General features: G+C 53.9%; 16 protein-coding genes. 8 read left to right on the plus strand and 8 right to left on the minus strand.

The features are described 5' to 3' along the window. The 7 genes from NP596_RS15515 to NP596_RS15545 all read right to left on the minus strand — a co-directional run. The coding region (locus NP596_RS15515; RefSeq protein WP_504130407.1) for a thiamine pyrophosphate-binding protein at positions 1-246 on the minus strand (246 nt) is incomplete at its 3' end. Positions 247-430: 184 nt separating this feature from the next. Further along, complete coding sequence (gene hxlB / locus NP596_RS15520) at positions 431-964, minus strand: 6-phospho-3-hexuloisomerase (protein ID WP_256616296.1); 534 nt, start codon at positions 962-964, stop codon at positions 431-433. A gap of 3 nt (positions 965-967) precedes the next feature. Beyond that, a complete protein-coding gene (gene hxlA / locus NP596_RS15525; protein ID WP_256616297.1) occupies positions 968-1,615 on the minus strand; it encodes a 3-hexulose-6-phosphate synthase in 648 nt (215 codons plus the stop codon). A 268-nt stretch (positions 1,616-1,883) separates the two neighbouring features. Beyond that, entirely contained in the window at positions 1,884-2,183 is a 300-nt protein-coding gene (locus tag NP596_RS15530; RefSeq protein ID WP_256616298.1) for a ComEA family DNA-binding protein, read from the minus strand. Between the two features lie 121 nt (positions 2,184-2,304). Continuing rightward, entirely contained in the window at positions 2,305-3,279 is a 975-nt protein-coding gene (cmoB, locus tag NP596_RS15535) for a tRNA 5-methoxyuridine(34)/uridine 5-oxyacetic acid(34) synthase CmoB (RefSeq protein ID WP_256616299.1), read from the minus strand. Further along, positions 3,276-4,007 carry a carboxy-S-adenosyl-L-methionine synthase CmoA gene (gene cmoA / locus NP596_RS15540; protein ID WP_256616300.1) on the minus strand — a complete coding sequence of 244 codons (732 nt, stop codon included), beginning with the start codon at positions 4,005-4,007 and terminating at the stop codon, positions 3,276-3,278. Before cmoA ends, cmoB begins: the two co-directional genes overlap by 4 nt. A 44-nt stretch (positions 4,008-4,051) precedes the next feature. Continuing rightward, a complete protein-coding gene (locus NP596_RS15545; protein WP_256616301.1) occupies positions 4,052-4,693 on the minus strand; it encodes an MlaC/ttg2D family ABC transporter substrate-binding protein in 642 nt (213 codons plus the stop codon). A gap of 147 nt (positions 4,694-4,840) precedes the next feature. Between NP596_RS15545 and hemB the strand changes: the two genes are divergently transcribed. The 7 genes from hemB (at position 4,841) to NP596_RS15580 (ending at position 12,464) form a co-directional block, all read left to right on the plus strand. Beyond that, on the plus strand, positions 4,841-5,854 hold the full coding sequence (hemB, locus tag NP596_RS15550) for a porphobilinogen synthase (RefSeq protein ID WP_256616302.1): 1,014 nt from the start codon (positions 4,841-4,843) through the stop codon (positions 5,852-5,854). 22 nt (positions 5,855-5,876) lie between these two features. After that, positions 5,877-6,443 (plus strand): hypothetical protein, encoded by a 567-nt coding sequence (locus NP596_RS15555; RefSeq protein WP_256616303.1) that lies wholly within the window; start codon positions 5,877-5,879, stop codon positions 6,441-6,443. Further along, complete coding sequence (aroE, locus tag NP596_RS15560; protein ID WP_256616311.1) at positions 6,430-7,275, plus strand: shikimate dehydrogenase; 846 nt, start codon at positions 6,430-6,432, stop codon at positions 7,273-7,275. The genes NP596_RS15555 and aroE overlap by 14 nt, the downstream gene beginning before the upstream one ends. A 78-nt stretch (positions 7,276-7,353) precedes the next feature. Then, positions 7,354-8,628, plus strand: a complete 1,275-nt coding sequence (locus NP596_RS15565; protein ID WP_256616304.1) for an HDOD domain-containing protein — start codon at positions 7,354-7,356, stop codon at positions 8,626-8,628. Positions 8,629-8,632: 4 nt separating this feature from the next. After that, complete coding sequence (locus tag NP596_RS15570) at positions 8,633-9,928, plus strand: HDOD domain-containing protein (protein WP_256616305.1); 1,296 nt, start codon at positions 8,633-8,635, stop codon at positions 9,926-9,928. 134 nt (positions 9,929-10,062) lie between these two features. Next, a complete protein-coding gene (gene prlC, locus NP596_RS15575) occupies positions 10,063-12,102 on the plus strand; it encodes an oligopeptidase A (protein WP_256616306.1) in 2,040 nt (679 codons plus the stop codon). A 74-nt stretch (positions 12,103-12,176) separates the two neighbouring features. Continuing rightward, positions 12,177-12,464: a hypothetical protein gene (locus NP596_RS15580; RefSeq protein WP_256616307.1), complete on the plus strand. Its 288-nt coding sequence runs from the start codon at positions 12,177-12,179 to the stop codon at positions 12,462-12,464. A 76-nt stretch (positions 12,465-12,540) separates the two neighbouring features. On the opposite strand, the gene NP596_RS15585 is transcribed toward NP596_RS15580, so the two are convergent. Next, positions 12,541-13,155: a TetR/AcrR family transcriptional regulator gene (locus NP596_RS15585; RefSeq protein WP_256616309.1), complete on the minus strand. Its 615-nt coding sequence runs from the start codon at positions 13,153-13,155 to the stop codon at positions 12,541-12,543. 104 nt (positions 13,156-13,259) lie between these two features. Between NP596_RS15585 and NP596_RS15590 the strand changes: the two genes are divergently transcribed. Beyond that, a partial coding sequence (locus tag NP596_RS15590) for an efflux RND transporter periplasmic adaptor subunit (protein ID WP_256616310.1) occupies positions 13,260-14,138 on the plus strand: 879 nt, incomplete at its 3' end.

Raw genomic sequence — 14,138 nt, forward strand, 5'->3', positions numbered from 1 at the left:
CAAATTGTAGCCGGCCAGGTGCAACAGCGAATAAATCAGCATGGAGCCGTGGCCGTTGGACAGCACGAAGCGGTCGCGGTTGGGCCATTTAGGATTCGTGGGGTTGTGTTGCAGAAAATCGTTCCACAATACTTCTGCGATGTCAGCCATCCCCATCGGGGCTCCAGGGTGTCCTGAGTTGGCTTTTTGTACGGCGTCCATGCTGAGTGCGCGGATGGCGTTCGCTAAGTCTCGGCGCGAAGGCATGTTTGTCTCCTTATAATTTGTTTTAGGTTCGACGTTTGCTCGATCAAACATCGTTATGCTGAGGCTCGGTGAATGGCAAGGACAACCAAAACCACACTCTTCAATTAGACTGCCGGATTCGGTAACACCTTGATATCAAAAGCTAAAAAGGCCCGCATTCATAACGAACGCAGGCCCTAAGCCTTTATTCCAAGTTAGCGTGTCTGGATCTCATTACTTCTTCTTCGATCCCTTTGTCGTGGATCACATGCGAGATAGTCGCTTCCAAGAAAAGCAAGGTCGATAGTTCAAACACAGTCCCCATGGGCATACCCTTGACTTTACCGTATTGCTCGGCTCTACCAATTTGCAGCGTGATGTCAGCCATATCGCCTATGGTCGAATCGTCTTTTGCGGAAATCAGGACAATTTTCGCACCGATTTCCTTGGCTTTTTTAGTAAAGGCAATTAATTGTTCGGTTTCGCCGGAACCCGAAATAATGATCAGCAAGTCACCGGCTTTGATGCTAGGTGTAACGATTTCGCCAACCACACTGACGTCATAGCCGCCGTGCATCAGACGCATGGCAAAAAAGTTACCGACCAATTTTGAACGTCCGGCACCGGAAATAAAAATTCTTTTAGCCTGATCCAGCATATCGACCAGCGCTTTGTCATGGCCGTCGGGAGTGGCTTCAAGAATACTTGAAATTTTGCTAATTACTAACTCTTGATGCATGACTTATACCGCCGCTGCGTCTACCAATTCGCGGATTTCGCGAGCAGCTTCCGCTGGAGAAGGCGCGCCGTAAATGGCCGCGCCGACAACGATGATGTTTGCGCCTGCCTCAACGACTTGTTGTACGGTGGCTTGTTTGATGCCGCCGGCAACAGAGATGCGAACACCCAGACCCAGGCGCGCGATGTCGTTCAAATCGCCGAATGGGGTTTGACCTGCCGCTTGCGCGTCCAGACCGGTGTGAATGCCGACGATTTGCGCGCCCAGTTTCACGGATTCTCTTGCGCATTCCGCTTTGTCGGCTACGTTGATCAAGTCGATTTGGGTCTCGGCGGCGTATTTTTTAGCCGCTTTGATAACGCCGGCGATAGTCGCCAAGCCGGATACGCCCAATACGGTGCAAATGTCGGCGCCGGCTGCGTAGAAAGCGCCTGCTTCGTATTCGCCGGCGTCCATGGTTTTCAGGTCGACCAGCAACAATTTGTCCGGGTAACGGTTTCTCAGTTCTTTAACCAGGTTAACACCGTTGTATTTGATGCAAGGGGTGCCGATTTCAAAAATATCAACATAAGGCGCTACTTGATCCGCCAATGCTACGGTTTGGTCGAAATCCAAAGAGTCCAACGCCATTTGAATTAATGGTCTTGCCATGTGATGTGCTCCGAAAGTTTTATTATTTGTATTTAGCCGATTAGCTCACTGCCGCAATCCGCTAGGCTTGTCACTTACTCGTGATGCGTCCATAACTGTAAGATAGAAATAGGATATATGTCAATGCCCGCGTCTGTTTCGGGCCATTGCTTTTTTAGCGTCAACCCACTCGGTTAAGCTGGCTTGATATTATGCCCGGACGTATTGATTTTCATTAAGCGCGGGCCGCTGTCCATGGCCGAACAGCGGCCCGGCATTTCCGGCGATGTTACTTAGCTTTATTGCTAACTTGCTCGCTCTTCTGCTTCTCGGCCGGCGTATCGGTGAAAACAATATCTTTTTCGTTAGCTTTAATGGTTTTCTCGCCTATCCCGCTAACATTTTCGAGATCTTTTAAACTTTCAAAATTTCCATGCTCCGTTCTGTATTGAACGATAGCCTGAGCCTTCTTCGGCCCTATACCATTCAATGATTCGGAAATGGTTTCCGCATCCGCCTGGTTGACATTAACCGGAGCGGCAAACACATTCAGCGGCAGCAAAATCAAGATCAAAAATAAATTCTTCATAATTTTCTCCAAATTGAAATCTCAAAGTTAGATCAGGTTTAGCAATATCTCTGCAACAGAAATCCGCACAACCTGAAAACTAGCTTAGCCGCATTCGCATTTTTTGCAACACCCCATCCGTCTAATCTATATTAGCCACCAGCATTGCCCGCACGGGCGCCGGCAACCCTTCGCAAGTCAGGGCATCATTATCCGGATCCAGAAAATCCTTCAAGGAATTAAACCGCATCCACTCGGTACTGCGCTGCTCATCCACGGTTGTCTTGACGACATTGCACAACCTGATATTTTTGAAGCCGCAGCGGCGCATCCATACCATCAATAATTCACAACTGGGCAAAAACCAGACATTGCGCATTTGCGCATACCGCGACTCGGGGAACAGCAGCGTATCCGCCCCGCCGTCGACAACCAGCGTCTCAAGCACCAACTCCCCCCCGGGCCGCAAACACCCCTTCAATTCCAGCAGATGGTCGATGGGCGAACGCCGGTGATACAAAACCCCCATGGAAAATACCGTATCGAATAACTTCATTTCCGCGGGCAACTGCTCAACGCCCAAAGGCAACAGATACAGCGGCACATCGGTTCCATAAAGTTTGCGCAAGGCTTGAAACTGCATCACGCTCAACAAGGTTGGATCAATACCGATAACCAGCCGCGCGCCGGCGCCCAGCATGCGCCAACAGTGATAACCGTTGCCGCAGCCGATATCCAACACCAGACGATTTTGCAACGGCGCAATATGCGGCGCTAACCTGTCCCATTTCCAATCCGAGCGCCACTCGGTATCGACATCGACCCCAAACAGCCGATAAGGGCCCTTGCGCCAGGGATGCAGCTTTTGCAAGCCCGTAATTAGCCGCCGCGACTCCGGCTCGGACAAATCGGCGGCATTACCGATAGAAACCGCATCGCGCAAATCCACGCTACTCGGCTTGACGCTCGGCAACTCATCAATCGCCGCCCGCCATTTAAGTAAATCGCCGTGCGTTCGCTCATCGAACGTTCCCGCCAACTGCCCGGACAGCTGCCGCGCCCAGCTGTCGGCGCCTAAAGACTCCAGCACCCGGTATAAGGGACTGTAATCGATCATTTCAGTGCGATCATGGAGGCAAAATTAAAATACTGGAACCAAATTTCCACGCTATCGAATCCGGCGGCCATCAGCCGGTGCCTATGGGTTGTAAACGATTCGGCCAGCAACACGTCTTCCAAGGCCAACCGTTTTTGGCTGATTTCCAACTCGCTGTAGCCCTGCATTTTCTTGAAATGATGATGCATATCCACATGCAAGGCCTGTTGCCGGGCATCTTCAAACCCCAGTTTTTCGGATAAAATTAAAACCCCGCCCGGCAGCATGCCTCGATAGATCTTTTCCAATAAAGCCGCCCTATCGGCCAAAGGAATAAACTGCAGCGTAAAATTGAGCACTACCACGGACGCCCGCTCGATGCCAACCTCCCGGATATCGGCGCATTGAATATCGATACTCGGCTTGGACCCGTCGGCAACCAGGTTGCGCTTAAAACGCTCGACCATTGCCTCCGAGCTATCAACCGCCACTATCCGGCAATCGGCCGCGGCAATCCGCTCGCGCATCGCCAACGCCGCCGCCCCTAGAGAACAACCTAAGTCGTAACAATGACTATGCGACCGGCTAAACCGGCCCGCCAATAAGCCGATGGCCGAAATGATGGCGCCGTATCCGGGTACTGAGCGCTGGATCATGTCCGGAAAAACATTCACCACCGACTCGTCGAATTTAAATGTCGCTATTTCGCCAAGCGGATTGGCGTAGAGAGAATCTTTATTGAAATGCATAGGGGACTATTCCCCGAAGTTTGCCTTCGGGGAATAAAAGCGGCTTAAGAATGATTTTGAGATGAAAGCGCTTCGGTATTGCGCTTCGCCAATTGATTGATGACTTCCTGCAAGGAACCGGTACGTTCGACTTCATTTTTAAAACTGGTCCGGTAATTGGTCACCAGACTCACGCCTTCAATCAAAATATCGTAAACCTTCCATTCGCCCTTGTTAAACAGCATGCGGTAATTCACCGCAATCGGCTGTAAACCGGGCTGCAAAATTTCGGTTTTGACCATCACCTTGCGCTCATCCTCGTCGGCATTGATCGGCAAAAACCTCACCGACCATTCCTTGAATTCGACAAATGCCCTAGAGTAAGTCCTTATCAGCAAGGTCTGGAATTCTTTTTTAAACGCCTCTTTTTCAGACGCCGACGCCTCTTTCCACATCTTACCCAAGACTAACGATGAAATCAGATCGAAATCCGCCCGCGGATAAATCACCGAATGCACAAACTCGGTAATTTTACGAAAATCCTTGGTGAAACCGGGATCCTGCATCCGCACTTTCAATTGACTGGAGGCATCCTCAATAACTTTTTGCGGTTCCAGCAAATCCGCCGCGACAGCCTGCGTCGGTACCCCGGCATTAGCCAAAAACCCAAAAAGTAAAATAAATAAAACGTTCAAATACTGTTTCATGATTGTTACAACCACCTCATATAACGTATCGCCGGCCGAAATCAACCGCTCAAGATCGATACACTGTTACAATAATATTTTTTGAAATTTACCGGCCCAACGGGGTTGGCCAACCTCATCAGGCCCTACACACCCGACTATTTTACTATGGAAAAGATGTCACACCCTAAAGACTTTTTCCCAGCCACTCGCATGCGCAGAATGCGCTATCAGGCGTTTTCCCGCCGATTGATGCAAGAAAACCGTCTGTCCGCCGATGATTTGATTTGCCCTTTATTCGTCATTGAAGGCCATAATCGCCAGGAAACCGTTGCCTCGATGCCGGGGGTAAACCGACTATCCCTGGACTTATTGCTTAAAGAAGCCGAATCCTTGCTGACCCTCGGCATCCCCGCCATTGCCTTGTTTCCGGTGGTGGACGCCGCGCAAAAATCCCTGGATGCCGGCGAAGCCTTCAACCCGGAGGGTTTGGCGCAACGCAGCGTCCGAGCCTTAAAAGCCGCCTTTCCGGAACTGGGCGTCATTACCGATGTCGCGCTGGATCCCTTCACTTCGCATGGCCAAGACGGCTTGATCGACCGGCAAGGCTACGTCGTCAACGATGAAACGGTGGAAGTGCTGTGCAAACAGGCTTTATCGCACGCCGAAGCCGGCGCCGACATCGTCGCCCCTTCCGACATGATGGACGGCAGAATCGGCGCCATCAGACAAACCCTGGAAACCAACGGCCACGTCAACACGCGCATTCTGGCCTATTCGGCCAAATACGCCTCCAGTTTCTACGGACCGTTCCGCGACGCCGTCGGCTCCGCCGGCAATCTGGGCGGCGGCAATAAATACAGCTATCAAATGGATCCGGCCAATTCCGACGAAGCGATGCGAGAAATCGCCCTGGACTTGCAAGAAGGCGCGGACATGATCATGGTCAAACCCGGCATGCCCTATCTGGACATCATCCGCCGCGCCAAAAGCGAATTCGGCGTACCGACCTTCGCTTACCAGGTCAGCGGCGAATACGCCATGCTCAAGGCTGCCGCGCAAAACGGCTGGCTGGATGAACGGCAAACCGTGCTGGAATCCTTGCTGGCCTTCAAGCGCGCCGGTTGCGACGCCGTCCTGACTTACTACGCCAAAAATGCGGCGCAATGGCTAAAATCGTAAACAATTAACCCGGGCGGGGATCATGAGCACGCAAGAGCTTGAAGAGCAGGAAAAACTGGAAGAACTCGTTCACCCGCGCCATTTCGGCCTGGAGCAGGCCATATTTATAGCGATGCTGCTGCTTTCGCTGTTAGGCATGGCGATTACGGACTTTTCCCGGCACGACGGCTACGGTTACTGGCTGTTCATGGTCATCGTGTTCGGCATGTTATCGATTTTCGTCTCCTGGCTGCAATCGAAACGCGGCGAGATAGAATTCGGCGACATCGTTAAAGAACAAGCCTCGCATTGGCTGCTGACATTCTTGATCGTTGCCGCCGCTTTTTTGGTACAAAAATCGGGACAACTCACCGAAACCGGCGCGAGCTTGGTCATCTTGCTATTGCTGGCCATGGCAACCATACTGGACGGTAAGCGTATCGGCTGGCAATTCACCCTGATAGGTTTCTATCTGGCGAGCAGCGCCATAATCATCGCCTATGTCGAAGCCTTCATATGGACCTGCGGCGGCCTGGGCGCCGCCGTGGTGATCGGTACATTTCTTTGGAACAAATGGGTCATCAAATACCGTGGCAATAACGACAACTGACCGCTACGCCGTTTTCGGGCATCCCATCAGCCATAGCAAATCGCCCCGCATTCACGGCTTGTTTGCCGAGCAAACCCGGCAGCCAATCCACTATACGGCGCAAGATGTAACGGCGGAAGCTTTCCAGGCAGCCGCGGACGCCTTCTTCGCCAACGGCGGCAAAGGCTTAAATTGCACGGTACCGTTAAAGGAACTGGCCTGGCAATACGCCGGCCGGCTCAGCGAGCGGGCACGGAAAAGCAAGGCCGTCAACACTCTGGCCAGGCAAACGGACGGCGGCATACTGGGCGACAACACCGACGGCATCGGTTTGGTAAACGACTTGACGCTCAACCACAATATTACATTACCGAACAGCCGCATATTAATCCTGGGCGCGGGCGGAGCTACCCGCGGTATCTTGGGCCCATTGCTGGAACATCGCCCCGCCTGTATCGCCATCGCCAACCGCACGCTCGATAAAGCGGAAACGATAGTGGCCGAATTCGCCGACCCGGACCTTTCTTGCAGCGACTACGCCGGACTGGCTTCGCGGCAATTCGATTTGATTATCAACGCCACCTCCGCCAGCCTCAGCGGCGAACTGCCGCCGCTACCCGGCGATTTATTAGCGGAAAACGGCTGTTGTTACGATCTGGCCTACGGCAACCGGCCTACGGCCTTCGTCCAATGGGGTCTTGCCCGGCAAGCAAGGCAAAGTCTCGACGGGCTGGGCATGCTGGTGGAACAAGCCGCGGAAGCTTTTGCCCTTTGGCGGGGCATTCGTCCCGATACCGCCCCGGTCATCGATTTACTCAACCGTGAGCGGAAAGCCTTAAATTTATCCGGCTAACTGTTGACCCACGGCTGTAGTGCGGACAAAATCGACTATGCTTCAAACCAAAATTCACGCGCTAGTTCCCGGAACGATATGGCCTCAATAAAAGCTTTTTTCGACAAACTGAGCCCCGCGGCCAAGTTGCCCCGCTTCGGCCAAAAAGTCTCGCCCGAAATTCTCGAACAGCTTTTTCCCATCAGAAACCTCAGCGAAGAGATCCGCCAAAGCTTCGCATCGGAAAACCATGTCGAATTAATCGACAGCGGCACCACGTTATTCACCATCGACAGCCCCGCCGATTGCGCGATTTATCTGATCTTCGGCAGCATACAGTTTACCGACCCCAACGGGCGCAGCTATACCATCGAAGAAGGCAGCGCCCAAGCCAAATTCCCGATTTGCAGCGGCAGCAAACACACCACAACCGCCGTCGCCCAATCCGACATCGGCATCCTGCGGGTGTCGTTAAAAATCATGTCCTCCCGCAACCGTTTCCAGCATAAGGCCCTGCCGATACCCGAAAACCAGCGCGACAACCGGCTGCTGGCATTGTTCGCCGACCATTACCAAAATCATGAGCTGGAAATTCCATCCTTGCCGGAAGTCGCCATCAAGTTGCGCAATGCCATTCAAAAAGATGTCAATCTGGACGTCGCGGTCAACATCATTCAACTGGACCCCGTTATCTCCGCGAAGCTGATCGAGGTGGCCAACTGTCCGTTGTACCTGACGCTGGTTCCCGCCAAAAACTGTCTGGAAGCCGTCAACCGCATCGGCCTCAACGCCACCCGCAATCTGGTCGTCGCCCTTAGTCTCAAGCAGATTTTTAAAAGCAAATCCTCTTTAGTCAAAGACAGACTGGAAAAACTCTGGAAACAAAGCCTGTATCTTTCCGCGCTGTGCCACGTGCTGGCCGCCTCCAGCCAGCAAGCCAAACCGGAAGACGCCTTATTGGCCGGCCTGGTTTGCGACATCGGCAGCATTCCGTTTCTGAATTTCGTCGCCAATCTGCCGGAAGAATTCATTAACGAAGCCGAAATCAAACAGGCCCTACCTGTTGTCGTCGGCCCGGTGAGCGCCACCGTCCTCAACGAATGGCAGTTTTCCGAGGAATTTATCGATGTCGCCTTAAACTCCCGCAACTGGTATCAGAATCTCGGCGACGTGCTCTCTCTGACCGATATTGTGGTGTTATCGAGATTGCACGCCTTGATCGGCAAAAAAGCGACTAACGAACTACCCTCGATCGCCGCCATTCCCGCCGCCAGCAAACTCAAAGGCATGGCCTTGTCGCCCGAAAACACTCTGGCTATCCTTCATGATGCCAAAAACAAAATTCATGAAGCCTTAGCCATTTTCAGCCGCTAACCCTATGTTTTGGAAATTTCTAAAAAAAAACGCCGAACAACCCGAAGCCAACCCAAAATCCGCGCCGGGTGCTAAAACGGCCTTGCCGCTGGCGTTCCTGCAAAAACTGGTGCCCGTCGGCAAACTCTCCCCCGAGGCATTACAAGCCCTTAATGTTTCCATAGAGCATTTCACGCCCGGCCAAATCATCTTTAACCGCGGCGAAAACGCGGATGCCTTGATTTATCTATACTCCGGCCGTGTCTTTCTGGAGGCGGCAAACGGCAGCGGCTATACCGTCGACGAAGATACCTTCACCGCCTACCACCCCTTATCGTCGCACGCCGACCACCACTTCACCGCAATCGCCAAATCCGCGACGCAGATAGCCTATTTACCGCTCTCGGCCTTACAGCACAGCAGCAATGCCGCGCTTAGCCATAATCCGCTGGCCAATGCCGCGGCCGTCCCGCCGGAACTAGCCGACAGCGATTTTTACAACGCGTTTTGCGCGGCCTTTCGGCGCGACGAACTGCGCTTGCCCAGCCTGCCCGATGTGGCGTTCAGATTGCGCAGCGCCTTGCAAAAAGACATCAGCATTGCCGATGCGGTAAAAATCATCAACCTCGACCCCGTTATCGCCTCCAAGCTGATTCAAGTCGCCAACAGCCCGCTGTACCGTACCGTCAATCCCATTTCCAAATGCCACGACGCAATAAACCGCCTGGGCCTGAAAGCCACGCAAAACTTGGTCACCAGCATCAGCATGCACAACCTGTTCCGCAGCAATAACAAACTGCTCAACAACCGCGTGCAACAACTTTGGCGGCAAAGCATACAAATCGCCAGCCTCAGCTACACGCTGGCAGGCATGGCGAAAAAAATCAATCCCGACGAAGCCTTGCTGGCCGGGCTCACGCACAATATCGGCGCGCTGCCCATCATCACGTTCGCCGAAAGCGTTAACAATATCGCCTATACGGAACAGGAACTGGATAAAACCATCGAGGCATTGCAGGACGTGGTGGGCGAATTCATTTTAAAAAAATGGCATTTTCCCGAAAGTTTGTTAAAAATTCCCAGCCAATCCGGTAATTGGTACTACAACGGCGACCCCGCGCTGCAAATGAGCGACATCGTCTTGTTGGCCCGTTTTCACGCCCAACTCGGCAACCGGCAGGCCCAAAAGCTGCCGCCGCTGAATACCTTACCGGCCTTCGCCAAACTCGGCGATCGCGCCTTGACGCCGGACATGTCGCTGCAGGCCCTGCACGAAGCTAAACAACAAATCGCCGAAGCCCTGAGTTTTTTCAGAACTTAACGCCTAAAAAGAAGACTAAAATCCTAGCCATTTCACCGGAAGCCGACCTGAGCTAACCGACCGCGGCCAAACCGTCCGGTACACTAGGCATAACTTATATCAACATTTATCAGCACAATACGCCGCCAACCGCCATGAGCAATCCTTTACTAGAAACCACCGAACTGCCGCAATTTTCCAAAATCCTGCCCGAACATGTGGAGCCCGCAATCGATCAATTGCTTGGCGAAGCCCGGCAAACCATAGCCACTCAATTGCAAACCGGCGGCCCTTACCTCTGGGACAATTTGATCGCGCCCATCGACGACGCCGAAGACCGTCTGAACAAAGCCTGGTCGCCCGTCAGCCATATGAATTCCGTGGTCAATAGCGACGCCATGCGCGACGCTTACAACGCCTGCCTGGGCAAGCTCAGCGAATATTCCACCGAGGTCGGCCAAAACCGCGCGCTCTACGAGGCCTATTGCGCCATCCGCGACAGCGCGGATTTTGTCGGCCTCGATCGCGCCCAACAAAAAATAGTCAACAACGCCTTGCGCGATTTTCATTTATCCGGCGTCGATTTGCCGGCCGACAAACAAGCCCGCTACAAAGACATCAACCAACAACTATCCAAGCTGGCCAGCCAATACGAAGAACATCTGCTCGACGCCACCAATGCCTGGCACAAGCAAATCAGCCATATCGACGACTTGGCCGGCCTGCCCGAATCGGCACTGGCGCAGGCCAGACAAGCCGCCGAAGCCGAGGGCAAGGACGGTTGGCTGATCAACCTGCAATTTCCATCCTATCTGGCCGTGATGACTTACGCCGACAACCGCGAATTGCGCCGCGAACATTACGAAGCCTTCTGCACCCGCGCTTCCGATCAAGGCCCGCATGCCGGCCAATGGGACAACTCCGGCATCATGGAACAGCTCCTGGCCCTGCGCCACGAAAAAGCCCAATTGCTGGGTTTCAACAATTACGCCGAATATTCGCTAGCCACCAAAATGGCCGAGTCCACCGGCGACGTGGTGAAATTTCTGGAAGATCTGGCCGACAAATCCTGGCGCCAGGCCCGCCGCGACCTGACCGAATTGCAGGACTTCGCCGCCTCGGAACACGGCCTGCACGACCTGCAAGCCTGGGACATCGGTTATTACTCGGAAAAAATGCGCCAACATTTTTATCAACTGTCCCAGGAAGAAGTGAAAACCTACTTCCCCGCCACCCGGGTAATTCCCGGCCTGTTCGCCATCGTGGAAAAACTCTACGGTTTGCAAATCAGCGAAATCAAAGACTTCGACACCTGGCACCCCGATGTGCGTTTTTATCAGATTATGGACAATAGCGGCCAATTGCGCGGCCGTTTCTACCTGGATTTATACGCCCGCGCCAAAAAACGCGGCGGCGCCTGGATGGACGATTGCGTCTGCCGCAGGAAAACCAGCACCGGCCTGCAAACCCCGATTGCCTATCTGACTTGCAATTTCACCCCGCCGACCGGCAGCGATCCGGCCTTGCTGACCCACGACGAAGTGCAAACCCTGTTCCACGAATTCGGTCACGGCCTGCACCACATGCTGACCCAAATCGATCACCTGGGCGTTTCCGGCATTAACGGCGTGGAATGGGACGCCGTGGAACTGCCCAGCCAGTTCATGGAAAACTGGTGCTGGGAAAAGCCGGCGCTCGACCTGATCTCCGGCCACTATCAAACCGGCGCCAGCTTGCCCGAAAGCTTGTTCGACAAAATGCTGGCGGCAAAAAACTTCCAGGCCGGCATGCTGATGGTGCGGCAGCTGGAATTCAGTTTGTTCGATTTCAAAATCCACCAAAACTACGACCCCGCCAAGGGCGGGCGGATTTATCAAATCCTGCAACAAGTCAGGGACCAAGTCGCCGTCGTCAAAGTCCCGCCGTTCAACCGTTTCGCCCACAGCTTCTCGCACATTTTCGCCGGCGGCTACGCGGCCGGCTACTACAGCTATAAATGGGCGGAAGTCTTGTCGGCCGATGCCTTTTCTTTATTTGAAGAAAAAGGCATTTTCGACCGCGCCACCGGCGAGTCGTTTTTGCACAATATTCTCGAGCAAGGCGGCAGCGATCAAGCCATGACGCTGTTCAAAAACTTCCGCGGCCGGGAACCGAATATCGATGCCCTGTTGAGGCACAACGGCATCGCCGCTTAACTCAAGCTTTTTTCCAACGCTTTATCGGCGGCCTTAACGCGCGAGCGTTGGCCGCCCATGATTAAGGAGCCGGCATGAAAAACTGCCCCCAATGCGGCCAACCCCGGCAAGGCGAGGCCTATAAATGCCCCGCCTGCGATGTGTTTTACTCGCCGCTCGATGCAATTCTGTATGAAGAACAGGAAAGACTGGAACGCAGCACGGTTAAAGGCGCCGTTAAACGCATACGCGCGGCGGCGGACGCTAAACGGGCGCTCAAAGACGAATTAACGACGGTTTGGCGCAATACCCCGCTAAAAACCAAGCTTGTGTTTTGGACAATCATCGCTTTTGTGTTTGTTTTGGTCGTACCGATTTTTTGAGCCGGAAGTTAACCCTTTACGGGCGGCATATCCGCCTCCCCTATACCGGCATTAGCCTAAACCGGCTTTTTAGGCATTACCGGACCATGCACCCTTCTAAAAACAAGCGGGTGGTTTGGGTAACCCACACCGCGATGTCTTCTTCATCCGGCGGCGCTTCCAGGCCCAACTGCAATCTCTGCAAACGTTCCCCGCGCAAGACGCTGATAAATTGGTCGGCCAAAAAATCGGGATCGATAGTGCGAATCCGTCCCGCCTGTTGATGCCGCGCAAAAAAACGGGCGAGCTGGCCCAGGGTTCGGCTGGGGCCTTGTTCGTAAAACTGGGTAGCCAGATCCGGGAATTGCCGCGCTTCGCCGATCAATATCGCCCGCATTCTCAAAACGTTCGGCCGGGTAACCCGAAACAAAAACTGCCGGCCGAAAGCGATCAAGGCCTCTTCCAACGGACACTCGTCCGACAGGCTGCCGATGAACTGGTCGGTACACCGCTTGATTAAGGCGCCGAACAAGCCGGCCTTGCCGTCGAAATGGCGGTAGATGGTGCGCAACGACACGCGGGCATCGCGGGCTATGGTTTCCATGCTGAGCTTGCCGTAGCCGTGTTCGAGAAACAACTGCAAGGCCGAATCCAAAACTCTATCCCGGCTTAACAGTTCTTCGCCCTTACAGGGCCGCCCGCACTTGATCATGATCTATCACGCAAAAATAAATTGACTCAACGCAAAATGATACCCTAGACTAAACGGTAATTGATATTACCGTTTATTACTTTGCGATTCTTGAGGCATCGATTATGGAAGAAAATACCTGTTTACCGGCCCCGATTCCGCCCGGACAGCGCCCGAATCTCGAGGCACCGGCGGCCGGGCTGGCTTTGCGCCGGCTGACGATTACGCTGGCACTGGCGCTGGCATTGACGGGTTGCGACTCGCCTTCGGAATCGGCAACGGTTTCGGCACTGCCGCCCAAAGTGAAAATCGCCCAACCCTTGCAACGGCAAACCACCGAATGGGACGAATACACCGGCCGTGTCGAGGCGGTGAACGCGGTGGATGTGCGCGCCCGCGTCAGTGGTTATCTGGACAAAGTCAACTTCACCGCCGGCGCCAAGGTCGGCAAAGGCGATTTGTTGTTTCAGATCGACCCCAGACCGTTTAAAGCCCAGCTGAACTATGCCGTAGCCGAGTTGGAGCGCGCCAAAACCAAGCGCGACCTGGCCAAGAACGATCTGGCGCGGGCGGAAAACCTGTTGCGCGCCAAAGCGATTTCCACGGAAGAATACGACGCCCGCAATAAAGGTTTGCGCGAAGCGGATGCCGCCGTAAATTCGGCGGAAGCCAACGTGTATACGGCGAAACTGAATCTGGACTATACCGAGATCAGAGCGCCTATCGCCGGGCGCATCGGCCGCGAACGGGTTACCGCCGGCAACCTCGTCAATGCCGGCGGCGAGGCAACCTTGCTGACAACCATCGTCTCGACCGACCCGGTATATGTTTACGTCGACGCCGACGAACAATCGGTATTGAAATACCGCCGCCAAAGCCAGCGGCTGAATAACGGTTCCGCCGATCTGAAAGGCACGCCGGCGCAGTTGGCGGTGGCGGACGAAACCGGCTTTCCGCACCAAGGCCGGTTGGACTACGTGGCGCCGAGCGAAGACCCCGCCACC

Origin of the sequence: Methylomonas rivi, from assembly GCF_024505165.1 — a bacterium.
In the GTDB taxonomy this organism is placed as follows: Bacteria; Pseudomonadota; Gammaproteobacteria; order Methylococcales; family Methylomonadaceae; genus Methylomonas; species Methylomonas rivi.